The sequence below is a fragment of the Sphingobium xenophagum genome (assembly GCF_031457465.1).
Taxonomy (GTDB): domain Bacteria; phylum Pseudomonadota; class Alphaproteobacteria; order Sphingomonadales; family Sphingomonadaceae; genus Sphingobium; species Sphingobium xenophagum_A.
Window position 1 is genome coordinate 1 of sequence record NZ_JAVDWV010000021.1, and the last position, 26,975, is coordinate 26,975.

Annotated in this window: 19 protein-coding genes and 5 pseudogenes; 3 read left to right on the forward strand and 21 right to left on the reverse strand. The window is 59.7% G+C overall.

The features are described 5' to 3' along the window. Positions 1–95: 95 nt before the first annotated feature. Both J2W40_RS18060 and J2W40_RS20610 read left to right on the forward strand, forming a co-directional pair. Positions 96–291 (forward strand): annotated as a pseudogene (locus J2W40_RS18060) (transposase); the annotation flags it as partial. A 76-nt stretch (positions 292–367) separates the two neighbouring features. Then, positions 368–472, forward strand: a pseudogene (locus J2W40_RS20610) (IS110 family transposase); the annotation flags it as partial. A 127-nt stretch (positions 473–599) separates the two neighbouring features. Here the strand turns inward: J2W40_RS20610 and gorA are convergent. Further along, positions 600–1,946 (reverse strand): glutathione-disulfide reductase, encoded by a 1,347-nt coding sequence (gene gorA / locus J2W40_RS18065; RefSeq protein WP_310227389.1) that lies wholly within the window; start codon positions 1,944–1,946, stop codon positions 600–602. Between the two features lie 101 nt (positions 1,947–2,047). Here gorA and J2W40_RS20615 point away from each other — a divergent pair. Next, positions 2,048–2,222 (forward strand): annotated as a pseudogene (locus tag J2W40_RS20615) (ATP-binding protein); the annotation flags it as partial. A 137-nt stretch (positions 2,223–2,359) separates the two neighbouring features. Here the strand turns inward: J2W40_RS20615 and J2W40_RS18075 are convergent. From J2W40_RS18075 to J2W40_RS18170, 20 genes and pseudogenes are all read right to left on the reverse strand, one after another. Then, positions 2,360–3,151 (reverse strand): enoyl-CoA hydratase/isomerase family protein, encoded by a 792-nt coding sequence (locus tag J2W40_RS18075; protein WP_310227352.1) that lies wholly within the window; start codon positions 3,149–3,151, stop codon positions 2,360–2,362. A 226-nt stretch (positions 3,152–3,377) separates the two neighbouring features. Continuing rightward, positions 3,378–4,058: a GMC family oxidoreductase gene (locus tag J2W40_RS18080; protein WP_310227390.1), complete on the reverse strand. Its 681-nt coding sequence runs from the start codon at positions 4,056–4,058 to the stop codon at positions 3,378–3,380. 102 nt (positions 4,059–4,160) lie between these two features. Beyond that, positions 4,161–4,965: pseudogene (locus J2W40_RS18085) on the reverse strand (GMC family oxidoreductase); the annotation flags it as partial. A 211-nt stretch (positions 4,966–5,176) separates the two neighbouring features. Beyond that, on the reverse strand, positions 5,177–5,893 hold the full coding sequence (locus tag J2W40_RS18090; protein WP_310227353.1) for an SDR family NAD(P)-dependent oxidoreductase: 717 nt from the start codon (positions 5,891–5,893) through the stop codon (positions 5,177–5,179). A 14-nt stretch (positions 5,894–5,907) separates the two neighbouring features. Further along, positions 5,908–8,229 carry a TonB-dependent receptor gene (locus J2W40_RS18095; RefSeq protein ID WP_310227354.1) on the reverse strand — a complete coding sequence of 774 codons (2,322 nt, stop codon included), beginning with the start codon at positions 8,227–8,229 and terminating at the stop codon, positions 5,908–5,910. 273 nt (positions 8,230–8,502) lie between these two features. Continuing rightward, positions 8,503–8,904 carry a nuclear transport factor 2 family protein gene (locus tag J2W40_RS18100; protein ID WP_310227355.1) on the reverse strand — a complete coding sequence of 134 codons (402 nt, stop codon included), beginning with the start codon at positions 8,902–8,904 and terminating at the stop codon, positions 8,503–8,505. Between the two features lie 130 nt (positions 8,905–9,034). Then, positions 9,035–10,000 carry an NmrA family NAD(P)-binding protein gene (locus tag J2W40_RS18105; RefSeq protein WP_310227356.1) on the reverse strand — a complete coding sequence of 322 codons (966 nt, stop codon included), beginning with the start codon at positions 9,998–10,000 and terminating at the stop codon, positions 9,035–9,037. Positions 10,001–10,182: 182 nt separating this feature from the next. Next, positions 10,183–11,010: an SDR family NAD(P)-dependent oxidoreductase gene (locus J2W40_RS18110; protein WP_310227357.1), complete on the reverse strand. Its 828-nt coding sequence runs from the start codon at positions 11,008–11,010 to the stop codon at positions 10,183–10,185. 446 nt (positions 11,011–11,456) lie between these two features. Beyond that, positions 11,457–12,404 (reverse strand): TetR/AcrR family transcriptional regulator, encoded by a 948-nt coding sequence (locus J2W40_RS18115; protein ID WP_310227358.1) that lies wholly within the window; start codon positions 12,402–12,404, stop codon positions 11,457–11,459. A 266-nt stretch (positions 12,405–12,670) separates the two neighbouring features. Next, positions 12,671–13,033 (reverse strand): EthD domain-containing protein, encoded by a 363-nt coding sequence (locus J2W40_RS18120; protein ID WP_310227359.1) that lies wholly within the window; start codon positions 13,031–13,033, stop codon positions 12,671–12,673. Between the two features lie 97 nt (positions 13,034–13,130). Further along, positions 13,131–15,113 carry an oxidoreductase gene (locus J2W40_RS18125; protein WP_310227360.1) on the reverse strand — a complete coding sequence of 661 codons (1,983 nt, stop codon included), beginning with the start codon at positions 15,111–15,113 and terminating at the stop codon, positions 13,131–13,133. 46 nt (positions 15,114–15,159) lie between these two features. After that, the gene (locus J2W40_RS18130) at positions 15,160–15,954 is read right to left on the reverse strand and encodes an alpha/beta fold hydrolase (RefSeq protein ID WP_310227361.1); all 795 of its coding nucleotides are present in this window, start codon (positions 15,952–15,954) and stop codon (positions 15,160–15,162) included. Next, positions 15,951–17,210 carry an LLM class flavin-dependent oxidoreductase gene (locus J2W40_RS18135; RefSeq protein WP_310227362.1) on the reverse strand — a complete coding sequence of 420 codons (1,260 nt, stop codon included), beginning with the start codon at positions 17,208–17,210 and terminating at the stop codon, positions 15,951–15,953. The genes J2W40_RS18130 and J2W40_RS18135 overlap by 4 nt, the downstream gene beginning before the upstream one ends. Positions 17,211–17,618: 408 nt before the next feature. After that, entirely contained in the window at positions 17,619–18,587 is a 969-nt protein-coding gene (locus tag J2W40_RS18140) for an alpha/beta hydrolase (RefSeq protein ID WP_310227363.1), read from the reverse strand. A gap of 59 nt (positions 18,588–18,646) precedes the next feature. Beyond that, positions 18,647–18,973, reverse strand: a pseudogene (locus J2W40_RS18145) (EthD domain-containing protein); the annotation flags it as partial. 135 nt (positions 18,974–19,108) lie between these two features. Next, entirely contained in the window at positions 19,109–20,776 is a 1,668-nt protein-coding gene (locus J2W40_RS18150; protein WP_310227364.1) for an AMP-binding protein, read from the reverse strand. A gap of 10 nt (positions 20,777–20,786) precedes the next feature. After that, positions 20,787–22,217: an aldehyde dehydrogenase family protein gene (locus J2W40_RS18155; RefSeq protein WP_310227365.1), complete on the reverse strand. Its 1,431-nt coding sequence runs from the start codon at positions 22,215–22,217 to the stop codon at positions 20,787–20,789. A gap of 34 nt (positions 22,218–22,251) precedes the next feature. Continuing rightward, positions 22,252–24,003, reverse strand: coding sequence for an FAD-binding oxidoreductase (locus J2W40_RS18160; protein ID WP_310227366.1), 1,752 nt, complete (start codon positions 24,001–24,003; stop codon positions 22,252–22,254). Position 24,004: 1 nt separating this feature from the next. Continuing rightward, positions 24,005–25,273 (reverse strand): (Fe-S)-binding protein, encoded by a 1,269-nt coding sequence (locus J2W40_RS18165; protein ID WP_310227367.1) that lies wholly within the window; start codon positions 25,271–25,273, stop codon positions 24,005–24,007. Between the two features lie 35 nt (positions 25,274–25,308). Then, positions 25,309–26,760, reverse strand: coding sequence for an FAD-binding oxidoreductase (locus J2W40_RS18170; RefSeq protein WP_310227368.1), 1,452 nt, complete (start codon positions 26,758–26,760; stop codon positions 25,309–25,311). Positions 26,761–26,975: the final 215 nt, after the last annotated feature.

The window sequence follows — 26,975 nt, forward strand, 5'->3', positions numbered from 1 at the left end:
AGCTCATTCGGTATGGCAGGCTCTTTGCGTCGTGACATAGTGGGACTCCTTGTTACCCATTATGCCCGGCCACACACGGAAATCCTGACAGTCCCGTCCGCGCCGATGGTGCCAAGGAAGTGCTCGGGCTGTGGCTTGAGCAAAACGAGGGTGCCAAGTTCTGGCTGCGGGTCATGAACGAGCTGCGCAACCGTGGCACAGGAAGATATCCTGCTCGCTGTCGTCGATGGCCTCAAAGGCTTTCCAGATGCGCTCACAGCCGTGTTTCCCGAGGCCGTCGTTCAAACATGTTGGTGTGGACGGCCTCCAAACGGCATCACAATGTGCTAGATTGAGGTTGTTGCAAATCTCAAGGAGGAGACCGTCCGTGGAACACCTTATCCGAGTTGGCGTCGACACGTCAAAGCACGTTTACCAGCTGCATGGCGTCAACGCCGCCGACCCGACGCGCCACCGGTCACGATCGCGGAGAGTCCACTTATTTCCATCGGTATTTGTTCCTTTCGTAGATCGCGACGCGATGGTCATGCCGGTCATCTGCTGAACGAACCCTCTGACCAATGCAGCCAACGCCCCGCGCAGGTCCTGTCGTCGTCTCGCTATTTCAATAATACCAATTCCTCCGCCATGCTGGGATGCAGAGCGACAGTGTCGTCGAACTCCTGCTTGGTCAGCCCCGCCTTGACCGCGACGGCCGCCGCCTGCAGGATCTCCGGCGCATCGGGTCCAATCATGTGCAGCCCGACGACGCGGTTGGTGGTCGCATCCACCACCATCTTGTAAAGCGCGCGCTCATCGCGACCGGCGAGAACATTCTTCATCGGCCGGAAGTCGGAAGTATAGATCTTGATCGTGCCATATTTCTCTTTCGCCTCGCGCTCGGTCAGGCCGACGCCCGCGAGCGGCGGGTGGCTAAACACGGCGGAGGGCACGCAGCCGTAATCGACGGTGCGTGGATTGTCGCCGAACACGGTGTCTGCAAAGGCATGACCCTCGCGTATCGCAACCGGGGTCAGTTGTAGTCGGTCGGTGACGTCACCGACGGCATAGATGCTGGGGCAGCTGGTCTTGCTGTAATCATCGACCTTGATCGCGCCTTTGTCATTGATCTCCACGCCCGCGCTCTCGAGGCCCAGGTCATCGATATGCGGCTTGCGCCCCGTGGCGAACACCACCAGGTCGCAGGCGACTGGTTCGCCTTCCTCGAATCGGACGCACAAGGTGCCGTCCTTGTCCTTCTCGATCTTGCGCATCTTCGCATGGAAGCGAAAATTGATGCCCTTCGTCACGGAAATCTGCAGCAGCCGGTCGCGGATCTGCGCGTCATAGCCGCGCAGCAAATCGCCGCCGCGATTGATGATCGTCACATGGCTGTCGAACTGGTGGAAGATGCCGGCGAATTCATTGGCGATATAACCGCCGCCGACGATGGCGATCCGCTTCGGGCACTCGTCCAGCAGGAACAACTCGTTGGACGTCACCCCATGCTCGGCGCCGTCGATCTCCGGGATGACCGGCCAGGCACCGGTTGCGACCAGGATATATTTCGCCGTGACCTCGCGCCCGCTCGCTAGCTTCACCGCATGCGGGCCGGTGATGACGGCGCGTTCCGGGATCACCTCGACATCATGGCTGCTCAGCGTATTGGTGTAGAGTCCCTCCAGTCGGTCGACATCCGCCAGCACATTGTCGCGCAGCGCTTTCCATTCGAAATCACAGTCGGGCACGTTCCAGCCGAAGCGGCGCGCATCCTTCAGATCCTCGGCGAAATGCGCGCCGTAGATCAGCAGCTTCTTCGGCACGCAGCCGCGGATGACGCAGGTCCCGCCGACCCGATATTCCTCTGCCACCGCAACCTTCGCGCCATGTGCCGACGCCACCCGTGCCGCCCGAACCCCGCCTGACCCCGCACCGATGACGAACAGATCAAAGTCGTAATCCACGATATATTCTCCCCGCTCAAAAGCGTAGATATGGATGCGGCGGACACCGCTTACGCTTCTGCCACTTGGCGAACGCTGTCGTTGTATCCTGCGATCTGAACAATTCCGTCATCATCACCACCACCGTCTTCGGTGCGCTCCTCGATCGGCTCACCCATCACTGTGACATTCTCGAGGCCGGCAACAACAGCCTCCGGTTCACGAACAACTCGGCTCAGTAGCTCAAAACCAGAAAGGAGAAGTCCCTGCCTTGACCCACCCCTGACATCCGAAACATAATCACAGGGTGGGTCACTTCTCGACGAAAACCCCGGGGCACTTCTCGATGGCGATCGACAGAAGTAGGCTAACCAGCTGTACCATGGTCGCTTACGGTTAGCTGTCGTCGTCCCTAATGCGCTTTCGCACCCGATCTTCTACGATCCGACGAATAGCGGCTTTGGCGGGATTTCTTCGCCGGCTTCGAGCGCCTCCGCTACTTGAGCGAACGCGTTGGTCGTGTCCTGAGACCTGAACAATTCCGTGGTCAGGTCCATCATCGCGGCGTCTGCCGCCGGCGTTCCGCCACTCGACCATATCTTCATGAGCGCGCGGATCGCCGCATAGGCAAGCGTTGGCCCCGACCCCAGACGCTCCGCCAGTTCGGTCGTCGCCTGCTCAAGCTGGTCATCAGGAACGGCCATGGTGACGAAACCCATCTCGGCGCCGGCCGTGCCGGAGATCGGCTCGCCGAGCATGGCGAGCTTAACCGCGCGCGTGCGTCCGATTGCATCGGCGAGCCTTTGAATGCCGCCCGCAAGCGGCAATTGACCGGCGATCACCTCGACGCATTGAAATTGCGCCTGCTCGGACGCTACCACGAAGTCGCAGGCCAGAACCAGTTCGAAGCCGCCCCCCATGGCGATCCCCCGGACCGAAGCGATGGTGGGAATCCGCAGGGCCTCGATCGCGCGATAGGCGGCGTGGACTTCAGCCACGAAGGTGCGGAACCAGTTGATGTCTTTGCCGGGCCACTGACGGACGTCGCCGCCAAGGCTGAAATTTGGTCCTTCCGGGCGAACCACCAAAACGCGGATGTCGCTTTCGCTGGCGGCGCGAATGGCGGCCGCCAGATTGACGGGGAAGTCTCGATCCACGCGATTGAACGGTGCGGCGGCCAGGACGATGTATCCGACGGCGCCTTCGCGTTCGAACCGAATTGTAGTCATGAACCCTCCCTTTGTCATATCGTGGTTGCCGTGATCGCCTTAACTTGCGCGGCACAGCGGTGAGTCGATCGCCGATGTGACGCCGATCTTATGGGGCGGCCCGGAGCTGTCAATAAATATTCCCCAAACGTGGAGTTTAGTGCTTGGTCGTTGCTGCGCCGCTCTTGCGTCCAGAGGTCGCGGGCACCCAAGCGCTTCGATCGGGGCCGGGTGCCAGAGCCATGCTTCAATGGTCTCGCGCCAAGGGAAGGCGCCCGAGGACCATGTCGGATGCCTTCTCAGCGATCATGATGACGGGCGCGTTCGTGTTGCCGCTGACCAAGAGCGGCATGATAGAGGCGTCCGCCACGCGCAAGCCGTCGATGCCGTGCACCCGAAGCGATGAATCGACGACAGCCATGTCATCATCGCCCATTTTGCACGTACCGGCCATTTGATATGTCGGACTCGCGGTTTCGCGGATATAAGCATCGAGTTCATCGTCCGACCGCACTTCCGGCCCCGGCCCGATCTCTCTGTCCACCAGCGGTGCGAAAGCCGGCTGGGCCAGAATGCGCCGCGAAACCCGGATGCTTTCCCGCAGCACCACCATGTCCGCTTCCGCGGTCAGATAATTGGCATACATGGCAGGCGGAGCTGCGGGATCGGACGAGCGCAGAGACACATAGCCGCAGCTTTCCGGCCGGCTGATGTTCATCTGCAATGAAAATCCGTGGCGGGGGGACTTCAGGTAGAATTCGTCCATCAAGAGCATGAACAAATGGCACTGGACATCCGGGTTGGTAAGATCGGGCCTCGATTTGATGAATGCCAGCGCTTCCAGCCCGTTGCGCGATACCGGCCCACGACGGCTGAAGAGATAGCTCAGCCCCGCGACACATTTTCCGACCAGCGTATTGTATTTCATCAGCGATATCGGTCGCGAAGCAAGCGCATTCACCCGGACAAAAGGATGATCCTGCAGATTGCGGCCGACGCCCGGCAAGACCTTCACAACCGGAATATCATGTTTTTCGAGTTCCGCCTGGGGACCAATTCCTGACAGCATCAGGATTTGCGGTGAATTGATCGCGTCGGCGCTCAACACGATTTCGCGCGCCGCATGCGCGATCTTGGTCACCCCGTTCTGCTGATATTCGACTCCGGTCGCCGTGCCGTTTACAATGATGATCCGGTTCACATGGGCTTCGGATATCACGGAAAAGTTGGGCCGTTTCAGAATCGGACGCAAATAGCAGGCCGAGGTGCTTGCTCGCCGCCCTCTGATAATCGTCGCGTGGCTTGGCCCAAAACCTTCCTGAGTCTCGCCATTGAAGTCCTCATTATAGGGATAGCCCGGCTTCTATGAAGGCTTTGGCGAAGGGATGTTCAATGTCCTGACCGATGACGGGCAGCGGCCCGATGCCGCCATGATAGCGGTTCGCGCCGCCGGCGAAAGCTTCGGCGGGCCTGAAATAGGGAAGCACATCTTCATAGGCCCATCCGCTCAGGCCCAACTGCCGCCAGCTATCGTAGTCTTCGGCATTGCCGCGGATATAGACCATACCGTTCAGCGAACTCGTGCCGCCCCAGACCTTGCCCCGGAACCAGGGAATGGCGCGGGAATTGGTCTCCGGCTGGGGTTCGGTCGCATAGCCCCAGTCGAATTTTCCACTGGCGATCAGATACATCACGCCAGCGGGGACGCTGATGAGGGGGTGGTTGTCCTTCGGCCCCGCTTCCAGCAGCAGCACCTTGGTGTTGGGGTCTTCGGACAGGCGGTTGGCGACAACGCACCCGGCCGAACCGGCACCCACCACAATAAAGTCGTACATTTATCCCCCCGCCGGCATTCTGGAGCTGAGGTTCAGTTACTGTCGGTGCCTGGAGACCGTGGGGCCGTCCCAGGCACCGGATTCATGTGTCGGTGACCGCCCCTGCCTCGCATCTCCGCAGGACCGTTCGCGTTGCAAATGGAAGTAGCAGCCTTAGAGCGTTATGGCGGCGATGTGGCGGGGCGGATGAACCGTCTCGCCGCATGCTCCGTCACGCAAAAATGCCACCGTCCGCTTCTATCTCGGTGCCCGTCAGATAGCTGGCCTCGTCGGACAGCAAAAATGCGCTGACCGCCGCGATCTCATGCGGCTGGCCGAACCGCCCCATCGGGATTGAGTTCTTGATCTGGGCGGCCTGTTCTTCCGAAAACCCGGCCACCATCATCGGGGTCTCGATCGTGCCGGGGTTGATGGAGTTCACCCGAATGCCATAAGGCGCGAGGTCGAGCGCGGCACATTTGGTCATGCCGCGCACCGCCCATTTGCTGACGGTATAGGGGAAGTGGCCGCCCACCCCCCGCGTCGCGACACAGGAGGCGATGTTGACAATTGCGCCGCCTTTGTCCTTCATCACCTCGGCCGCCTTCCTCATGCCGAAGAAAGTTCCCATCTGGTTCACGCTCAGCATGTTCTCGAACAGCTCTCGACTGGTGTCGAGGAGCCTCGCGAGTTCGCCAATGCCGGCGTTGTTCACCAGTCCGTCTAACTTGCCAAACCGGTCGATCGCGGTGGCAATCACCCTGTCCCAATCGTCTTCGCTCGTCACGTCATGCCGGACGAACAACGCGCCTTCGATCGGCTCCTGCGATTCGCGCAGGTCGGTCGCGATCACCCAAGCACCCCGTTCAACCAGCGTGCGTGTGGTTGCCCAACCCATCCCGCCGGCGCCGCCCGTTACCACGATCACGCGGTCGGTCAATTGAGACATTATCATCTTACCTTTTAGTATCGGAACGTGAGGCTGATGCCGTAGGTCGCGGGCATTCCGGCAAAGCGCGTTCCCGCGTCAGACGCGCGCGTGGCCGTATACCAGTAATATTCGTTCGTTATGTTGCGCCCCCAGACGCCGGCACGCCACTTGCCGCCATCTCCTTCGATCGCGGCCCTCACGTCCACAAGCGTGTAGCCCCGGATGCGGTACAGCGCTTCCCCGCCGAACCCGCCATTGGTTGCGCTGTTATACGACCCGGTCGCGCCAACCACGGCTTCCAGACGATCATTGAGCGCCCAGCGATACTCGGCGTCGGCATTGCCGGACCATTTCGGCGTATAGGGGAAGGCCTCGCCGTTGAAGTCGCTGGATGCGCCTGTTTGCGTTACACCAATAAAGGATCCGCGCACCTCTGTATCGGCAAGCGTGATCGCTGACGAAAGCGAGAGACCACTCAACGGACGGAGCGATGCGCTCAGCTCGAAACCCTGAACCCGCGATTTCGGAATATTGACCAAAGCCTCAACGGGGCCGAATACTGGGTCAGTGATGACACCTCGGATCTGCTTGTCGACATAGTCATAGTGGAATATCGCGCCATTGAGCTGGAGCAGACGATCGAACAGGCCAGCCTTGAACCCGATTTCGTAGGCCGTGAGCTGTTCTTGTACCACAGGGGACAAAGAATTCGAGAAAATGGCTCCAAGCGACTGATAGGCTCCGGCCTTGTACCCGCGGCTGATGTTTGCGTAGACGAGGAGATTGCGATCGGGCTTATAGTTAAGCCCTGCGCGCCATGAAACATTATCCTCGTTCAAGCTGCTGACAAATAGTCCCGGCTGTCCGTTCGGCTGGATCGTGAAGCACTCACCTGGTTGAATGTTGAGATTGAGCGGAGCGAACGGAGGGAAGGCATTGAACCCGGCTGCAGCCGTGCCATCGCCTGTGTCCCTCGTGCAGCCGGAATAGCTGCGCTTTGCCTCGGTGTAGCGGATCCCGCCCACGGCGCTGAGCCCGGGAAGGATCGGGATGTCGGCGCTCGCGAACACGCCCTTGGTCTTCGCATCCTGACGGTTCTCGGCAATAAATCCGTTGCCGGCGAGCAGTTGCGCAACCGCCGCCGGAAATTCGGTTAAGGCAGATTCATCGATCTTGTCGGACTGGTAATTGACACCGGCCGTGATGTTTCCGGTCTGGGCCAGTGTGAGGCTGGCACGGAGCTCCTGATAGAAGGATTTAACCGTGCCGCTGCTTGTTACCGCCTGGACGGACACGGTGGTGCCATCGAAGTCGATAGGATTATACCGCTTATACACCTGGTAGGAGGAGATCGACGTGAGTGTAAGGTCATCGCTGGCCGAATAATCCAGCCGCCCGCTCACCTGCTTGAAGCTGTCGCGCCTGCGGTAGTCGCGGGTAGGATCCCAGTCTGCGGCCCGTGCCTTCTCGGGCGCGAACGGATAGGCAGCAAAGGCTGGATCCAGCGGCACGCCCGGGATAGTGCCCACCTTGTCGATCAGCTGCGGCGCCTGCGATTCCGAATGGTCGCGCCATCCGTTGACGTTGAGCTGGATCTTGACCTTGTCGGTCGGCTCCCAGTCCGCAATGATGCGGCCGAAGAGCTGGTCCTTCTCGCCAATCTTGTCGTTGCGCGTATAGCTTTCCTGCCAGCTTCCGCTCTTCAGCCAACGGCCCGACAGGCGGACGGAAAGCGTATCGGAGACGGGGCCTCCGACAAAGCCAGTGAGGTTGCTCGTTGCGAAGCGGCCGAAGTCCCAATTCACCCCCGCGGTGAATGTATCGCTAGGCTTGGCCGCGATGTAGTTAATCGCTCCACCGGTCGCGTTACCGCCAAATAGCGTTCCCTGAGGACCCTTGAGAACCTCAACGCGCTCGATATCCAGAGCCGCTCCGAGCGTTCCGCCGGAATATGAGATCGGCACCTCGTCGACGTAAACAGTCACCGCAGGGCTGGCGCCGATGCTGCTGTCCTGATAGCCGACCCCGCGAATGGTATAGACCGGGCTCGCATTAGCCGTTTCGTTGTAGTTGAAACCCGAGACCAGCTTGGTGAGCTGGGACGGATCGCTGATGCCACGTGACGCAAGCACGTCACCGGAGACCGCCGTAATAGACAGACCGACATTGTTAACCGATTGTGCACGCTTTTGCGCGGTGACGATGATTTCCCCGACTTCGGCTTCCGAAACGGGTCGTGTCGCTTGGCCGGCATCCCCCGGAGAGGCGGTCTGCGCCTGCGCAGGCAGGACCCAGATGATGCAGCCCATGGCTGCCGACGTCAGCAAGATCGTCCGCTTATTTATGCTTACCATAATCCCTCCTTTGTGCAGGCCGCCGTTTCGGCAGTCCCGCCGCATCCTCGCCATGTCACGCGCATTTTTTTGATTGCGCTTGGCCGCAGCCTATTTCTCTCGCGGCGGCAGGTCAATTAATCTTCTTACAGTTGTAAAGTTTCTGCAATTTTGCTGACGTGATGCGCCTGCTGCAACAGGGCAAGTCAGCCGACGACGGCGTTAGCTGCTCATGGGGCCAGTTCATTAAAACTGCGCAAAACGGCCCGCCCTGTGAGCGCGTTCGACATCGGGTCAGTTTGCGGCTGCGGCCAATTTCGTCACGCGCGCAACTTCTGTGGAATCATAATATTCCTTAAACAAAGAGAGCTTGCCGTCCCGGAAACGCATCACAGCAATGTAGGTCTGGTCATATTTGTGCACTTCCGGCGCGCTGCCCTCATATTCCAGGATGAAGCCGCCCTCCTCCTTCAGCGGCAACACAGCGATGTTGGTGAACGTCAGCCCTTTCAGGACACCGTTCACATTCCTGATATATTCTCTGACCGTCTCAATTCCTTCGATGCGGACCGGCAAATTGACCAATCGCGCATAAGGAAATTCCAGCACGATATCGTCATTCAAATTCTGGAGAAATTGGTCTGTGTCGCCGGCGATCATCGTCAACACCTTCTCGGCCCAATTGGCATCTAGCATGATTTTTCTCCCAAATTCGGCGATCGTTATTATTCCAAATATGCAGAACCAGTGTCACATCCGTAAGTACGCCAAACCCGCCTACTTCGCTCGATCGACGCGCCGCAAAACGCCAGTTGTCGTAAGGCGATCACCCATGATCCGGCGCCGCTCCAAAAAAGCCTTTATGCTCCATCAGCCATGCGCGCAGGGTTGTGGGCCGCCGGCCAAGCATTCGCTCGGCAAAGTTGTTGAGCGACCATATGACGGAATTCGTATTCTCCCAGAACTGCACATAGTCCCAGCGATACTCGGCCTCTCCTGCTCGGCCCGCGCGCTGGTCAAGCAACGGGCCCAGCTCCTTCATGAAGGTTTCACGGCTACCGTCATAGGCAATGTGCCGCCGGAGAATATCGCTCATCATTTCCGCAATTTCTTCGGACGATAACTGATCCTGTCCGTTGTTCATGGTGTGGAACTGCGAGATATGCCTTACATCGTCGGAGAGCAGCAACCGCGCCCCAACCTCCCCGACATCGCGCGCGTCAACGAACGGAACATACAGGGGAGGATAAATAAATAAGTCGCGATCGCGTATGCCCCCCGATGCAAGCAGGAGATTGTCCATGAAAGTGGCGCCACAATTCAAGAAGGTCACGGGAAGCCCGCTTCGGGCAAGCTCCGCCTTCGCGATATAATGTTGGCTGCCATCCCCGCCGCGCGCCGCAAGCTCTTCCGGAACTTGATCGAGCGTCGACTCGGGGCCGTATCCGACCACCCTGACGATGTGCTTGACCGTTCCCGCCGCGCGGACTGCGGCAATGAGGTTTTGCATCGCGCGCACTTCGTCCAAACCCGAAGGCGTGACGACGAAGATTCCCTCCATATCCTCAAGAGCCGGTTTGAGGGAATCCGGATCCAGATAGTTCGCCACGACCACATCTGCCGCCGGATAGCCGTTCTGCAACCCGCTCACGGCCGCTGCGGAGCTAGTGATAAGGCGCAGGCAGACGTCGGGCGCCGCATATCGCACATAGTCCGCGAGTGGCTGCCCTACACGTCCGGCCGCGCCGAACACGGCGATCGACTTGGGGACGGGCTTTTTGTCATAGTCCAACAGAGTCTCTCCCGTGGTTTGCCACCTGGCACCAGTTAAACCCGGCCACGGGACGTCTGTCAACAATAACTCCACGGCCGTGGAACTTAATCTTGTCTCGGGAAGGTCGCACGCTTAACTGCGCCGCGTCCAAGCCTCGCAGTTTGGTTAGTGCAGAGCAGCGCTGACGGGGAGGTTATGGATCACCCGCCCGACGCACTTCGCGCAATATTTTCGAAAAGTACGTTTAGATGGGATGTCATTCCACCGTCCACGCTGATGCACTGGCCATTTACATAGGCTCCTTCGTCCGAAATGAGCCACAGAACTGTCCCGGCGATATCTTCCGGTCGGCCTATACGGGGTGCGAGCGAGTGCTGGACGACCACGTCCTGGTGCGCCCCCAATCCGTTCTCCGTAGCAGGGGTCAGGATGACGCCGGGCGCGATAGCGTTACAGCGAATGCCCTCCCGGCCGTGTTGAGCCGCTACATATTGACTAAGAGTTATAACGCCGGCTTTTCCGACGCCATAGGCGGTCCACGCCGGCGCACCTCGAAGCGCCGAAAGCGAGGCAATGTTGACTATCGCACCGCCGCCTGCACTGCGCAGGCGAGGAATGGCATATTTGCACGCCAGCATTGTTCCCCGCAGGTTGACACGCATCGTCTCGTCCCAGAGGTCGACGTCCATATTCTCAACCCCGGGATCGCGCGCGATGAGGCTGGTGTTCGCCGCGTTGTTGACCAGAGCGTGAAGGTCGCCGAATTCGTTGCTGGCAAACTCGAACAGTCCGGCGACTGTACGCTCATCATCCAGATCGAACACACAGGATACGGCGTTACCGCCCGATTCGCGGATGAACTCGACGTTAGAATCCACGCCCGCAAATCCGATGTCGGCCAGCACCACATTCGCACCCTGTGCCGCGCAGAGTGAAGCGATGGTCGCTCCTATGCCGCCTCCGGCGCCCGTAACGATGACAGTCTTGCCTGCAAGCCTGTCGCCGGAGGACGGTTTGCGAGTCATCATCGATATCCTTTATTAATGCTCATGGTGCCGCCTTCATGGTACTCGGGGGGAGCAGGCGAATAGCGTCGATCCGCCCCATCACAATAATCGAGTCTGGCACCAACGTCGCCATGACCGCCTCATTCGGCCTTCGGCGAAATGAAGTGCGGACTGACTCTGATCTGGGTTTTGCTAACTCTCTCCTCGGCTCGCTGGACGTGCAGTCCGGCCCAGCGTTCGCGGTAGCGTTGTCAGATTCTTTTTACGGTCGTCAAGTATAATGTGGCGGTTCATCGCCGTCCCTCAGATGCGCGCTAATCGGCGGGCGCCTCGCGCTGTTGGCTGCTATAATGGAAGGATCCGCGAAGCTGGTCATTGCTGCCCGTAAAACACTCAATCGCGTAACAGCGCGACCAGATGACCAGCATTCTCCGCCGCATACTGAGACGACCGTTTCACATATCGATTTAGGCGGCTGATGGATCAGTTGGCTGCGAACCGCGTTTGGACGTATTGGCCGATCGGGACGACCTGTTCGCGTCGAACTTGCGACCGAACATCACCGCTTCGATCAGATCGAAATAGGCTTCTTTCGTGCCAGGAGACTTAACTGATAGGCCTGTGACGGCCTCGATTGCGGCTCCGGCGGAGAAAAGCACCGTCGTCATGCCGATGAGCATAAAATGCAGCAGGATCGGCTCACCGGCGGGCAGATCTCCCGTGGCTTGCGCGCGCCGGATATCGGGCAGGTTGGTATTCACGACGGGGGCAAGCATATTGGCCGCGATCCACCGCAGGCGCGGGCCATTTTCACGGCTTTCGTTCAACATGAAGCGATGAAGGTCGGGATATTTATATTCGATGTTAAGCATCGAACGGAAAAGCTCCCGGACACGATCGATCGGCTCCATGCCCACCATGCTGCGGGTATGGGCATCGAAATCTTCGCGGAATTCACCGACGACCTGCTCCGCGACCGCCTGCCAGAGCGCATCCTTGGTCTTATAGTGGTAGGTGATCAGCGGATGCTGGATGCCGAGACGGTCGGCAATGTCACGAATGCTTGCGGCGTCAAAACCCTTTTTCGCGAATTCCTGTAAAGCCGCGCCAAGGATGGCGCGCCTGGTTTCGACCGCCCGCTGTTGTTGCCGTGGCCGGCGAGGCGTCCCTTCTGGTTCGGATTGTGACGCTATGTGCTCACCGGTCGATGCCGCGTCCCTGGCGAAATTTGCCGCCGCTTTTCTGGTGCGTTTCCGGCCGACCGCAGGGGGATCCTCGGCTCCCTCTTGGACAACCAAGCGGTGCCCACCGCGTCTGACCTTGCTTGCGTCGCCAGTGCACTTCTTGGCATCGGAGGTGCTCCGTCGCGCCGCTTTTGGTCCGTCCTTTTCCAGTGTCGTCACGTCCATCCACATCCGATCGGGGATTCTGCCGCTTGTCCGTAACACATCCGCGCCGGATGCCGCAAACGCCGCCCATGATCCGTCGTCGCCTGCAATCGTCGCGGGCCGACATCGCACACCCCACCGGCGCTTCGGAAAAAGTGCTCCCGTAGGGAACGACCGTCGCCGGAAGGCGTCGCAACCAGCCGGCACGGATGCGGACGGGGAACGCCGGACGCCCTGTCATGCGCCACATGGCTGCTCATCAACCGACGACCGGCGAACCGGCAGCATCCGGGCTATGCTGAGACATTCTCCTCAACGAAAAACACCTGAGCGCGCGTTCTGTCGAGAAAGATTGCTTCGTCCTTGGCCAGAAGATCGGCAACCGCTTTGTCCTTAACTCTTTCCATCATCGCGTCGAAAGCCTGCTGGTCTGCGAACCAAAATTCGGTGATCACGTCAAAATCGGCGACCCTGTTTTCATGTTCGGCGTGCGCCATATCCACACCGGAGTCGCGACGAATGAAATTCCGCACATATTTACCGATTTCAGGGACGGTGCGTAAAACAAGCGGCGCATGATTGTTGTTGTAATAGTCGACGAAGAACTCCCACGAGACGTCGGGGTTCTTGTGCAGCAGATTGACGAGCTTGATCATAACCTCTCCTTCCTTTGCCACCCGGCGCGACGCCCGGTGCGTTCTCATAATGGAAACCGATGGCCATTATTCCGAATGATCAAGGGCAGCGAGGCCCCTATTCTATGCCGTGGGCTGCCAGATGGCCGTCGCGGATCGCGGCCTGGAGATAACGAGGCGACAAAGCATCGCCGACCAGCTCCACCTTTAGCGAGGTCGCGGCCAGACCGTCCGCAATGTTCCTGATCGACCGATTGTGGGAGACGAGCACCACATAATCGGCCGGGATGTCCTCCCGCATGTTGGAGTAGCTGCCGAGTACGGTGGGCATGGCGATCACGCTGTTGCGCGTGATTTCCGTGAGCCGCATCCGCGTGAGGACCTTTAACCCTTTCGGGAGCATCCGTTTGAGCGCCGGCTCGCCCATCAGCGACCACTCCGTTTGCGGAGCGAACGAGGGTTTCGTGGAAACAAAGGTCACGTCGAGGCCTTTGTTCAACAGATATTCGGCGGTCGCTATGGCCTCATAATGACCAAGGTCGTCAAGAACGACGGCACGCTTGCCGGCCTCGACGTCCTGCCGCTCAAACACGTCCGCCGAGGAGAGGACGTGGGCCTGTTCGACCCCTTTGATCGGCTCGCCCGGCGTGAGAACCTGCACGCCGTCCATGCGCGGAGCGGAACCGGTGGCAACGATCACGACATCGGGCGGTTCGGCGGTCAGATCATCGATCTCTGCATAGGTGCTCAGGCGGACATCGACGCCAAGCCGATAGATCTCACGCTCGAGCCAATCGACGATGTCGGCGATACCGTGACGGGTCGGAGCCATGGCGGCGTAGCGCAGCGCGCCGCCAAGGACCGCGCGCGCCTCAAATAATATGACCCGATGTCCTTTCAGAGCCGCTATCCTGGCTGCCTCCAGCCCCGCGGGACCTCCGCCGACCACGACGACCGTTTTCGCTGTCGCCGCTGATGTCACGTGCGCATCGCCGATCTTCTCCTCAAGACCAGCGCCGGCGTTCACCGCGCAGCCGAGCGGGGCGCCCATGGTTACACGACCGACGCACACCTGGTTGCAGCCGATGCACGGCCGCACCTCGAGTGCCCGCCCCTCTACCGTTTTTCTCACCAGGTCCGGGTCGGCTATGTGCGCGCGGGTCATTCCGACCATGTCGGCAATGCCGCTGCGGATCGTCTGGTCCGCTTCCTCCAATGTGCGGAAGCGGCCGATGACCAACGTAGGCAGATCGACGTGGGAAGTGATCTGTTCGCTATATGGCAGCTCGTAACCCGCCGGTTCATACATGCCGCCGAACAGGCGATCGATGTTGATCTGGTTGCCCAGGCTGACGCTGACGTAATCGATCAGTCCCCCCTTCTCCAGATCCTTGCAGAGCCGAAGAGCATCCGCGCTATGGAACCCGCCGGGGGTCACGTCATCACCGACACGGACGCCGACAACGAAATCGCGCGGGACCGCGGTCCGGATCGCGGAAAGGACCTCCCGCACGAAGCGGGATCGGTTTTCGAAACTCCCGCCATAGTCGTCCGTACGCTTGTTGGTGTTCGGCGACAGAAATTCGTTGAGAAGATAGCCGTGCGCCGCGTGAACTTCGACCCCGTCCAGGCCATAGCGTGCGCACTTTTCGGCGGCGTCTATGAACCCAGCAATAACCTCGTCGATCATGCCCTTGGTCATGCTGACGGGAACAATGCCTGCTCGTGCGCCAGGTATGTCGGACACCGACCAGGGGGGATCGCCATCCGCACGTATAAGGGCGCTGCCGCCATGACCGATCTGCTGGAACAGGGTCATCCCGTGGGGTTTGCAGCTGTCGACCAGGCGGCGATAGCCATCTCCGTTTTCCACGCCTGACCAGAAGTTCGGCGTGGGCGTGGTGGAAGTGCCGCTTGGATGAACAGGCACGGCCTCGATGACCGTCAGGCCCACGCCCCCCCGTGCTCGGGCCTCATGATAGGCGATCAGGCGGTCGCCAAACGTCCAGCCGTAGCCGGTGGTGTGCGCCGACCGGAATATCCGGTTCTTGATTTCCATACCACCGATCGTAATCGGCTCCAACACGTGGGTTAGCGGCATCGCAGAATCCTTTCCTGTCTATCGTTACCTCGTTGGGCCGATATGCTTATGGGTTACCGGAACTCATCAGTGCGAGCACCGCCTGCGCGTGTTCCACCGACGGCAGATGTCTGGCGCTGGGGATCGACATGAGGCGTGCGCCCTGGATGGCGCGCGTCATATCCTCGGCATGAAGGCGTGGGACGATGCTATCTTCGTCTCCGCGGATAACCAGCGTCGGCACCGCCACGCGGTGGAGTCGTCCGGCTAGGCCCTTTTCCGGTATAGGCCAAATATACCGGCCGATGCAGCCCAGCGCCCATATCTGGCCAGCCCGGAGTGCAATGACTTCGTCCGCCTTGCCCTGCGGATCGATCGCGGCCGAAGCCGCCGACGAAAGCGGATCGGCGAACAGCAGGCCCGGCAAGTGGCTGGGTTCGGCCTGCCAATTCGGGAGCGGTTCGTCCTCGCGCCACAGGCCGAGCGGACCGACAAGGATCAGAGACGCAAACAGCCGCGGAAAGTTCGCGCCGAGTTCCGCTGCAAGCATCGCTCCGATCGATACGCCGACTGCCGCAGGCCGCTCCAGTCCAAGCTGAAGAACGACTTCTTCCAAAGCCAGCACAAGATCCCAGAGGGTGCCAAGTACCGTTCCCGCATCCGGCGCTTCGGGACTGGTGCCCGGAAATTCGACCGCATGGACCGTAAAACGGGAGGCAAGCGCTTCGACAAAGGGATCGGACGCGACGAGACCCGTTGGGGGGAAGTAGACGACGTCCGGGCCGCTCCCGCTTGTCGTTACATAAATGTCGAGCTTTCCGCCCCAGACGGAATGGGGGACGCGCTGCATTTTCCCGTTCATTGCGCCGTCTCCCGGACCGGGGAGTCTTCGGACGACTCCGTCGCTTTAAGCCGCTCGGGCCACCAGTCATTGGGCATCGTCGACCCCTTTGAATGAGCGCGCAGACAGGGGGCCACTTCCCGCATGAAGAGCCGGATATTGTGTTCGGTCAGCTCCCGCGGCATCGATCCGATCTGCAGCATCGCCAGCACATTGGCGACGCCTAGCGCATCGACGAGATCGCGCAGCTGTTCCCGCACAGTCGAGGGACTGCCGCAGATGACCGATCCCATACCCATAAGCTGCTTCATGGTGATGCCCTTAAGCATATCCCAGCTAAAGCCGCCGGGCGCGCGCATCGCCGCCTTCAGACCATCAAGTTCCACCCCTCCGGGGAGATTCATCGCATCGTTGCCCAGCGCGCCTGATGCCTTCCGGAAGTAATATTCGACATGCGGCGCGTAGAGCCGTTCCGCCTCGGCGTCGGTTTCGGCGATGCAGATGCACTGAACGAGACCGGCGCGATTGGGGTTGACAGCTATTCCGGAGCGATCCGCCGTTTCCCAAAGCTTCCCGAACGTCGCCTGTGCCCCCTTGCGGCCCATCTGACCAAAGGAATTGAACCCGTAGCCCTGCTTGAGCACAAACTCCATTGTCTTCGGGCTGCCGGAGCCCGTGATCCATATCGGCGGTGTGGGGGATTGAACCGGCCGAGGCCAGATGTTTACCACCGCATGCTGCGCATATCGCCCGTTCCAGGCGAAGATGTCATCCGCCGTCCAAGCCTTGGTGATCAGCCGAAGATTTTCGTCGAAGCGCGCACGCGTTTCGATCTGCGGGACGCCGTTGTTGATCGAAGCATCATAAGGCAGGCCCACGGGGAAACCCGCGATGAGGCGACCATCGCTCATGCAGTCGATCATCGCCAGTTCCTCGGCCACCCGCAGCGGCTCCCGCGTTTTGCCGAGCGATCGGCCGATGGGATAGATGCCGACGTCAATTCCCTCGGAAGCGGTGGCATAGGCTATTGCCGCAAGAATAAGGTCCGGATTGGGCACCATGTCGTAGCTGCTCTGGCCGTGCTCGGTAACCGCGACGGCGTCAAAGCCTTCCCGCGCAGCAAACAGGAGTTCATCGAGAGCATCCCTGTAATCCGCAACGAGACGGCGATCGTCGACGAGCTTGCGATAGGGTGTGGTGACGACCGATGAGTACTCGTGCTCAAAATTTGGAGGTAGATGGCGATAGGGAACTTGTTGGAAATAGGTCAATCTCATCGGGTTTACATCCTCCACTATTCGCCCGTCCCACGTCGTCGCGGGATCATTATGTGCCATGATTGGGCTCGACCGCAGCGTTAGCGCCCTCCCTAGCCTGACTTGCTGGGCAACCGTAAAGGCGAAATGTAGGTTATGTCAATGACAAACTACACGACCGTAAAGTTTAATTGGGGTTCTCCGACGACGCGTGGGCGCTGCACCCCTACGTTCAGCTCGCCTTCGCCCCTCACAGCGGGAATCGGTCGCCTTACGAATATGCACGGCGAAGTTGCAGGCGAGAGCGCGGTCCCCGCCAGTCGAGATCGCATCGCGTTCCTGAGGGCGGGCGCACGTCAAGCCGTCTGTACCTTTGGATGAAAGCGGAAGATTATCCGTCCTTCACCGAAAAAACGGGCCAACCCCGCATCAGGATCGGTCGGGTCGGTCGCGGACGTGCCGTCGAAGAAAGCCCGCCATAGCGCTTATGGCCTCTCTCGATTGACGATGGCCATTATCAAGTTCGAGAAAGCCGTGGACAGTCCCGTCGTAGCGGAGAATTTCGCATAGGACGCCAACTCCCTTCAGCCGTTCGAAGTACATCTCGCCCTGTTCGCGAAAGGCATCGAGTTCGACCGTGAGAATTAGGGCGGGGGGCAGGCCAGTCACGTTTTCGGCGAGCAGAGGCGCAAAGCGTGGATCTCGATGGACGCGTTCATCGGGAGCATAACCTTTGAAAAGGAGCGGCAGCAGATCTTTAGGCGGGAATGGTGCCGGCATGTTGCGGATGAACGGTGTGTCGAGGTCGGCGCTCAGCGCTGGACAGGATAGTATCTGCGCATGGATCGCAGGACCGGCTGAACGGGCCAGCAGTGCCACTGCCGCCGCCAAATTCGCACCAGCGCTTTCGCCTGCAATCACGATCTTTGCCTCGTCCGATCCGGTCAGGCGTGCTGCATTATTGGCAGCCCAGCGGACGGCTTGATGGGCATCCTCAAAGGCGGCCGGAAACGGATGTTCCGGTGCCAAACGGTAATCGACGCTCAGCACAATCGCGCCCGTGCCCGCCGCGATCCGCCTTGACGGGGCATCGCTGACCTCCACGCCGCCCAGCGTCCAGCCGCCACCATGCAGGAACACCATCAGGATAGTGGGCTTGTCGCTTCCAAAATACAGTCTTCCACGCAACGGGGTGTCGCCCTCGCCGATATCGACGTCCACGACATCAAGAAGCGGCGGCCCGGGCGGAATCAAGCGCGCCGCCTTTAGTTGTGCGTCACGCATTTCTGTAACAGAGGCGCCGGGCGGTACAGACTCCCGCGCCATTACCGCCAATAACTCCTGTATTTCTGGATCAAGCGGACGAATGCTTGCGAACCCCCCGGGAATCTCGCTCATTGGAATACCTCCTTCACGGCATCGCGTTAATTCACTGGCAAGCGCAAGATCCGGCAGCGTTAGACAGAGACCCTGGCTGCTCTCCCTAATTCGCTATCCGAAGTGATGTATTCCTCGGTCAAAAACGAATTGATATTTTTAGGTGTCATGTCGAAGAGCTTGCGTTCCTCCTCGCCGAGAATCCGGCCGAAATCACCTTCCAACCTCTTCTCCGCTTCCCGAAGATCTGCCATATTTCCGAACCAGATCTCGGAGATGACATCAAAATCTGGCTCTTCTGCCGCCTTATCCGAATGCTGAAACGAAAACCCGCCCGATACGACATAGTTGCGCCTATATCCTAACAGCTTTGAACCCTGCATTGCCAATGGCGCGTGATGATTTTCATAATAATCCCGAACTCCTCTCTCTACATTCCGGTCTTACGTTTCAATGTGAACATATATTTTATCATCACTGCCCCTTCTACATTTTCTTTTTAGCCTTTTCTATGAGTTGCCCTTGATCTATCGGCACTTTCTCTATATTCCGATCTTCCGGCATATAGTTTCTCGGAGGAGAAACTTCTGGACTTTTCCCGTGACGGTCAGTGGAAACGATTCGACGAATTCGATGTATCGGGGGATTTTGTAATGGGATATTCTTCCTTTGCAGAAGGAAACGATCTCTTCGGGATTGAGAACCTCTCCCTGCTGAACAATGACGCAGGCGCACAGCTCCTCGCCGAAGCGATCATCAGGGATGCCGATACATTGCACGTCCCTTATCTTGGGATGGCTGTGCAGGAATGACTCGACTTCGGCGGGGTAGATGTTTTCTCCTCCACGGATGACCATGTCTTTCGATCGACCGACGATCTGACAGTAGCCATCGGAGTCGATGGAGGCCAGGTCGCCGGTATGCATCCACCCGTCCCTGATCGCTTCCTGGGTGGCGGCATCGTCACCCCAATAGCCAGCCATCACGGAATATCCACGAACCACAAGCTCGCCGGTCTGATCGACTGGCAACGTCTCAAAAAGATTGTTGACGACTTTTGCTTCCAGATGAGGGTGGATCCGTCCCACCGTATTGATTCGAAGCTCTACAGGGTCCTCAGTCGAGCTTTGGAAACTTACCGGCGAAGTCTCCGTCATGCCGTAGGCGATCGTGACTTCCTTCATGTTCATCAGGTCCATGACCTTCCGCATCGTGGCGGGCGGACAGGGCGAGCCGGCCATGATGCCGGTGCGCAAGCTCGAGAGATCATATTGCTCGAATGACGGATGATCGAGCATAGCGATAAACATCGTCGGCACGCCGTAGAGGACCGTACAACGCTCGGCAGCGACTGCATCGAGGGTCAATTGGGCGTCAAAATGCTCAGCCGGCTGCACCATGCAGGCGCCGTGGGTGATGCATGCCAGATTGGCCATTACCATCCCGAAACAATGATAGAGCGGGACCGGCAGGCACAGCCTATCACTGGAATTGAGCTTTATCCCTTGGCCGACGAAAAAGCCGTTGTTGAGAATATTCCTGTGCGTAAGCGCCGCGCCCTTCGGCGTCCCGGTCGTGCCGGACGTAAATTGGATATTGATCGAATCGTCCGGCCTCAGGGTCGAAGCGATCGCCCGCACTCGCTCGCGCCCATGCTGGCTCGCCGATGCCATGAGGTCTGGAAAGGCGATCATCCCCACCGGAACGTCATGGCCAAGGCAGATCGCCCATTGGAGATCAGGCAGTTTTTGCGATCGAAGCTCTCCGGCCTTACTGGCGGCGATCTCCGGGGCCAACTCCCGCAGTATGTCGACATACGAGCTGGTGCGGAAGTAAGGCGACAGAATGATAGCTCGACACCCCGTCTTCTTCAGCGCGTGTTCCAATTCATGCGTGCGGTAGGCAGGGTTGATATTGACCTGGATAATCCCGGCCATCGCGGTCGCGAATTGCGCCAGGACCCATTCGGAATTATTCTGCGACCAGACGCCGACACGGTCACCAGGCTCAAGACCGATATCGATCAGCGCTGCGGCTAGCTGCTCCACCTTATCGAAAAGTTCGGCATAGCTCCAGCGAATGTCCTGGTGGCGGACGATCAAGGCATCCTGATCCGGCCATCGCCGAGCCGCAGCAGCCAGCGCTTCGCCGATGCAGCCATCGAGAAGCGCAGGCGCGGATGCCCCTGTCACGAGGCTTGGTTGCTGCATTTGCGTCATGTCAGGCAAGAGCCGCGAGCTGATCACGCGTCACAACCGTCTGCGTGTTGGTATATTCGGCCAGGCCATCGAGGGAGTTCTCAATGCCGAGGCCCGACTGCTTGTGTCCCCCGAATGCGACATGCGGTGAAAAGCTGTGGATCTCGTTGATCCACACTGTGCCCGCCTCGATCCGTCGAGCGATGGCTTCGGCCTGTTGCACGTCCTTGCCCCAAACCGAGGCTGCGAGACCGTAGTCGGTGTCGTTCGCGCGAGCGATCACATCGTCGATGTCATCGAACTTGAGCAACGGCAGGATCGGACCGAACGCTTCCTCGGCTACCACCCGGCTGTCTTCGGGCGGATTATCGATGATAGTGATGGGCACGAAGAAGCCGGGCTGGTCGGAAACTTCGCCGCCCAGCAGGAAGTTCAGGCCGTTCTCCTTGGCGTCAGCGAGTAGTTCCTTGAGCTTTTCGAACTGCATCCGGTTCTGGATCGGCCCTAGGTCGACGCCCTGATGTGCGCCGTTGCCGACCGTTACAGTCTTGGCATAATCAACCAGTTCCTTCGCGAGTTCGTCATAGATATCGGCGTGGATGTAGAGCCGCTTGGCCGCTACGCAGAATTGTGCGCTGTTCTGGAAGGAGGCCCAGAACAGCTGCTTGGCGGTTTCCCTGACGTCGACATCGGGAAGCACAATCGCGGGATCGTTCCCGCCGAGCTCAAGCGTGACGCGCCGTATCGCGCCAGCTGCACTTTCCATGATCTTGCGCCCGGTCGCCGTCGAACCGGTGAAGCTGATCTTGCGGACATCCTTATGTCCGGTCAGCCACGCACCCAACTCATTGCCGCCCGACACGACGTTGAGCACACCCGCGGGCAACACGTCCCGCAGCAATTCGCCGAGCTTGAGCGTGCACAAGGGCGTGAACGGCGACGGCTTGAGCACCATAGTGTTGCCCGCGACCAAAGCCGGTGCGATCTTCCAGATGGCCAACAGAACCGGGAAGTTCCACGGCGTGATGCCCGCAACGACGCCAAGTGGTACGCGGTGGACCTCTACCTTGCGTCCTTCGCTTTGTTCGACAACTTCCGATGAAAGCGATTGCGTGGCGATCTCGCGACACCAGATGACCGAACCAAAGATTTCCCATTCGGCGCCCTTGCGCGCCTTGCCCTGCTCCAGGGTGAGCAGCCGCATGAAATCCTCAGCATGCGCTTCGATGACGTCGCCGATCTTCGCCACCAATGCCTGGCGCTCGGCAACCGGCCGGGCGCTCCATGCGGGAAACGCCTGCTTCGCGGCGGCTACAGCTTCGTCGAGTTGCTCCCGGCTCGCTTCGGGAACGCTGGCGATGACCTCTTCCGTAGCGGGATCAATGGCGTCGAACGTGGATGTGCCCACCGCCGGCTGACCATCGATCGTCATCGTATAGGTGCGTTCGAACATATCGCTCATATCTCTCTCCATGGCCGTCGGCCGGCTATTTCCCCAGTTTCAATTGTATTCTCATCACGAGGCGCAACAGCGCTGGAATGCCAAAGAGCAATAGCCGGGCGAGCGGCCACATGCGGGCCGTCATCTCAGGCTTTCCGGAAGGATAGATGCCGTCGGCGGCCGAATGTGGATCGAATTCCGATTTGATCTTGCGCATCAGTCGGTTGAGGCCGAAGCGTTGGCCATAAATGTCGGCGAACAATGAACCCAAGGCGAACGCGGCGGTGCCGAGCGGCGAGCGGCTGTTTTCATCCATCGTCTGAAGCACGAAGGCGAACCCGTCACCCCCTGATCGCGACGTGTCGTTGTCACACGCCACAATGTTCTCACCCCACAGATGCCGCCCCTCGGAAAGCCACAGCCAGAACTCCTCAGGGGATCCTTCAGAAAAGGTATGACGCTTTTCCTTATAAGGCGCCATTAGCCTTTCAGACGTTTGTACGACCTGCGGAAGCAGGCCTACTGAATTATAGACGCCGACACTGGTAAGCACCTGCCTCGGCCCCGACCGGTAAGCACGCGGCGAATAACAGGAAGTAATCGAGTTTCGCGCGATGATCTCAGCATGTTCGGGCGCGAGGTCAAGCTCGCGCCCCCCGGTCCGCTCGACGATCGAGCGGATTGTGCGGTCACGCCACTCCGCTTCCGCCTGCGAACCCGACACCGCGACCAGCGTCCAGGATATCCGGTTTTCGGTCCGAGCGACCTCCGGAAGAGTGCCATTCTTCACATGTTCGTAATATTCACGGTTGGTCGAATAAAGGATCCATCCGTACTGGTCAGGCGGCAGCCGGACGATGAACGTCGCCGCGTTGGACGCCATGAGTTCGTAGGCTGCGTCGCGCGGCCCCTTCCAGTCGGGCCACGCTACCTGATAAAGGCGCAGCGTATCGGATAATGGGATGCCAAGCTGCGGGTGTTGCCCCCGATGATCGAGGCTGGTCGGTCCCGCCCAGGGATGAAGCTTGTAGCCAATGCGGGTGAAGACGCCGAGCGATCCAAAAGCGCCAGCTTGACCTCGGATCATTCCTCGGAAACCCGGTCCGGGTCCTTCACCAGCAAACCAGCCCGTGCCCGCCCCTGCGGAACCAGATCGGACGACATCGCCTTCGGGCGTCACCCACTCCCAAGCCATCAGATTGCGCGCATTGTACCCGGTATGATTACCGGTGATCCCGATTCCGCCTCCGGACGTCGCCGAAGCCAAGGGGGAATGTGTCCATCCCGCGCCGATGATGTGGGGCGTCAAGCCCACCTTCATCGCCTCCGCCTGAAGCTGCGCGGCGGTGACATAGGGTTCGATAACGGCCAGTTGATTACGCTGGTCCATCTCGACGATCTTGTCCATGCGGCGTAGGTCGAGGCTGACCACGCCCTCTTGCGTGACGCCTGAGAATGAGCCCATCCCGGTACTATGCGCGCGATATTTGACACCATGTCGCAGGCATGCCCGCACGATGGCCTGAACCTCCTCGGTGGAGTTAGGCAGCAGGATCGCCTCGGGCCTTATCTTGTAGATCTGCTTGGATGAAGGCGTGCCGCCGGTGGTCGTCACCCATGCATAGCCGGCGATCACTGCCGGGTCGTCGGAGAAGCCCCGCGGACCGAGAATTTCGATCAGCTCTTGGCGGGCTGCCCCCGACAGGCGCGACCTGGATTTCGAGCCTCCCTTCACCTCGGGAGCGGCAAAGTTCGCTGGTCTGATTCCACCTCCCGCATTAGCGCTGGCCAAATCCATATCAGATTGCCTTCTTTTTGGAGGCACTGGCCATGAGCAACTCGAATACGCCCATGACCTCCAGCGGCACGCTATTTTCTCCAGCAACCTGAGCGAGATGACCGCGACAGGCGCCGCAAGATGTCGCGACGATCGATGCTCCGGTTGCCAAGGCTTCGGTGAGGCGATTCTGCGCCGCAAAGCCTGCGAAATTCGAATAGCCCTCTTTCGCGCCACCAGCGGCGCCGCAACAATAGGCCGCCTCTCTCGTCCGCTCCATTTCGACCAGTTTCAGGCCATTGATTCGCCTCAACAGATTGCGGGGTGGCTCGTATACGCCGTCATTACCGAACAGGACCTGGGTGGGCTTGTCGCGAACAGGAAACGTGTTGAGCACCTTGGTCCAAACTGCATCCGAAGGCTCGAACCGTTCGCCGAGCCGGCCGAGCTTACAGGGATCGTGGTAAGTCACGGTCGCATCGCAATGCGCGTCGATCCGGAGCGCACCGCTCTCGAAAAGATCGTCGATGAAATCAGTGACATGACGAACGTCAGATGTGGGGCAAGCCAGGCCGAGGCGCGGCCAGATATTGACCATCCCGTGATAGCTGGTCGCCGAACATGTCACGACCGTCCTGGCCCCGGTCGCGCCGATGAGCGCGATCATGTCCTTGGCGAGCGCCCTGGCGTCGTCCTGATAGCCGAGATCGAACGCCGTCTCGCCGGTCGCCGCCTCTTTGTCATAGGCAATCCCGAACCGTATGCCAGCTTCGATCAGCAAGGCGGTGATCGCCCGCAATTCGCCCCACCGGGAAGGGTCAAACGCGTTCTCGCACCCGATGTGCAGCAACACGTCAACTTGAGCATCGGTCGCATCTGCAAGCTTAAGCCCGTCGGCCCATTTTGACCGGTCTTCTCGCGGCCTGCCCGTCGAGTTGCCAAATCGGCGAAGCTTCTGAACAAGCTCGTTATGGACAAGGGGTCCCGCGCCGCGCGCGACCACATCCGCCCGCAGCGCATAAAGCACCGACAGTGGCTCGATCAGTTCGCCATTGTTATTCTTGCAGGCGATGTCGCAGGCACCACACATGCTGCACGCGAACACCGTCTCGACGGTTTCCTCCGTGCATTCGACATCGCCCGAACTCACGGCATAGGCCGTAATCACCTTGCCGCCGCCGCTATAAGCGTGGAAGCCGCCCCATTGAATACTCGGGCAAGCGTGCGCGAAGTCATGGCTTTTGGGGGAAGGCACCCATTTGCAGTGCGAACAGCGCCAGCAATGCGCCATGTTGCCGCCGAGGTCGGACAGGCTGGATGGGTGATTCATGCAAAAACTCCGAGACTTTGCGCTCCGGGCTGAAGAACGCCGCCGGGATCCAGCAAAGCTTTCACGCGCGCCAGAAGTGGAGCGATTTTCTTGTCCTGCGCGAATGGGACATGCGCCCAGGGATGATAGGGGCGACTGAAAAAGGCGCCTTGTTCGGCAAGCGTCTCCGCGGTGCGCACCGCCTGGCCGGATAGGTTGGCGGCCTCCTGCGCAGGCGCCAGCAGGGTGATCTGGCAATGGGCGTTGACGCCTTGGGCGAGCGGCTGGAGGTAGATGCCGACATCGCCGGTATCCAGCACGCCAGAACGCCGGAATTGCTCCTGCACCTGGTCGAGTTGTGTGAGGTAGAATATCTCCTCAGCGGCTAGGCCCCTCAGCGTGGGAGCAGGCTCGTCTCCTGCCATCCGCTGCGACTTTGCAATATCGGCGGCGGTGATACCTGCCGTGTCTGAGATGACCGCGACGTTCAGCGCGGCCGCATCACGTTCGAGATCAGCTCGTTGGAAGGCGATTGCTTCTTCCGGGAAATAAGCCGGCGCGCTGAGCTCTACGTACAAAATCCACTCCGGCAGCGACCCCAGCATGTCTCGATAGCGCGAAGGGTCGTCCGCCTGCATCAGCGCCAACTGCACCCGGTTCAGGATGAACATCTGCCCCGCCGACCGCCGGCGCAGCATTTTATAGCAAAGCTCCGCGATCGCATCGAAGCTGTCACTCGTCGCGAAGAGGGGCACTTCGAGCGCGGGGCGCCTCTGACAGTAAAGCGAGGCCCAGGAAACGACACCGAGCGCGCCCTGAGCACCCTGCAAGACACGTCCGATATCCGTATGCATCGGCCCGACCCCGACCAGCGGCCGGTTCCCACGCTCCAGATTCTGCTCGAGCGTCCCGGGGAGCGCAGCGCCTCCCGTCCGGAAGATATCGCCGGTGCCAAAGACGCACTCCATCGCGGCAAGCGGATCGGCCGAATCCCAATGAAGTCCCGGAACGGTCATCGGTTCACGCTCGAGGAACGCTGCGATCACGGATTTGGAGCGCCGGGCGAACAGCGGACGAAAGGCGCGCAGATCATGCGGCGCCAGGGCATCATCGAGCTGATTGAAGGTCACACCGGGCTCCACAATCGCAAGGGCGTCCTGCGTGTCTATATGGATGATCCGGTTCATCCCGCTAAGATCAAGGATCAGCGCTTCTTGGACGCAGACCGTATCGCCGCGACGACGCGGCCCAGCCGTCGTGCTGACCGGCACGACGGGCGTACCGCGCCGGCCGGCCCACCTGAGCGCAGCCTGCACCTCCGCGACCGAACCCGGCTTCGCCACGCCGATCGGACAGGCGCCAAGTCGACCGCTTCGGTCACTGCTGAACGACGCCCGACGAGCGGGATCGGCGTCGAACGTAATACCTTTCGGAAAGTCCTTGTACCTGGCTACACTAGGCGAGGTCATTACTATTCTTGCCTCTCGCTAATAAGGCGCACTAGTTCGCAAGACATGCACCACTGAACTGATCAGGGATGGATCAAACAGCTTGCACATCCTCGACGAGCCGTTGATCGTCGGCGCCGATTACTAATAATGATGCGACATACTGGACCAGCATTGGACCGGAAGCATCCGCTCGGCTGGCTTGCCTTGCAGACGCTTGCGGCCTCCGCGTCAGT

Coding starts and splice junctions, on each gene's coding strand:
- J2W40_RS18075 (WP_310227352.1), bottom strand. CDS start 3,151: ATGACTACAATTCGGTTCGAACGCGAAGGCGCCGTCGGATACATCGTC.
- J2W40_RS18080 (WP_310227390.1), bottom strand. CDS start 4,058: ATGAAATACAATACGCTGGTCGGAAAATGTGTCGCGGGGCTGAGCTAT.
- J2W40_RS18090 (WP_310227353.1), bottom strand. CDS start 5,893: ATGTCTCAATTGACCGACCGCGTGATCGTGGTAACGGGCGGCGCCGGC.
- J2W40_RS18095 (WP_310227354.1), bottom strand. CDS start 8,229: ATGGTAAGCATAAATAAGCGGACGATCTTGCTGACGTCGGCAGCCATG.
- J2W40_RS18100 (WP_310227355.1), bottom strand. CDS start 8,904: ATGCTAGATGCCAATTGGGCCGAGAAGGTGTTGACGATGATCGCCGGC.
- J2W40_RS18110 (WP_310227357.1), bottom strand. CDS start 11,010: ATGATGACTCGCAAACCGTCCTCCGGCGACAGGCTTGCAGGCAAGACT.
- J2W40_RS18115 (WP_310227358.1), bottom strand. CDS start 12,404: ATGTGGATGGACGTGACGACACTGGAAAAGGACGGACCAAAAGCGGCG.
- J2W40_RS18120 (WP_310227359.1), bottom strand. CDS start 13,033: ATGATCAAGCTCGTCAATCTGCTGCACAAGAACCCCGACGTCTCGTGG.
- J2W40_RS18125 (WP_310227360.1), bottom strand. CDS start 15,113: ATGCCGCTAACCCACGTGTTGGAGCCGATTACGATCGGTGGTATGGAA.
- J2W40_RS18130 (WP_310227361.1), bottom strand. CDS start 15,954: ATGAACGGGAAAATGCAGCGCGTCCCCCATTCCGTCTGGGGCGGAAAG.
- J2W40_RS18135 (WP_310227362.1), bottom strand. CDS start 17,210: ATGAGATTGACCTATTTCCAACAAGTTCCCTATCGCCATCTACCTCCA.
- J2W40_RS18140 (WP_310227363.1), bottom strand. CDS start 18,587: ATGAGCGAGATTCCCGGGGGGTTCGCAAGCATTCGTCCGCTTGATCCA.
- J2W40_RS18150 (WP_310227364.1), bottom strand. CDS start 20,776: ATGCAGCAACCAAGCCTCGTGACAGGGGCATCCGCGCCTGCGCTTCTC.
- J2W40_RS18155 (WP_310227365.1), bottom strand. CDS start 22,217: ATGTTCGAACGCACCTATACGATGACGATCGATGGTCAGCCGGCGGTG.
- J2W40_RS18160 (WP_310227366.1), bottom strand. CDS start 24,003: ATGGATTTGGCCAGCGCTAATGCGGGAGGTGGAATCAGACCAGCGAAC.
- J2W40_RS18165 (WP_310227367.1), bottom strand. CDS start 25,273: ATGGCGCATTGCTGGCGCTGTTCGCACTGCAAATGGGTGCCTTCCCCC.
- J2W40_RS18170 (WP_310227368.1), bottom strand. CDS start 26,760: ATGACCTCGCCTAGTGTAGCCAGGTACAAGGACTTTCCGAAAGGTATT.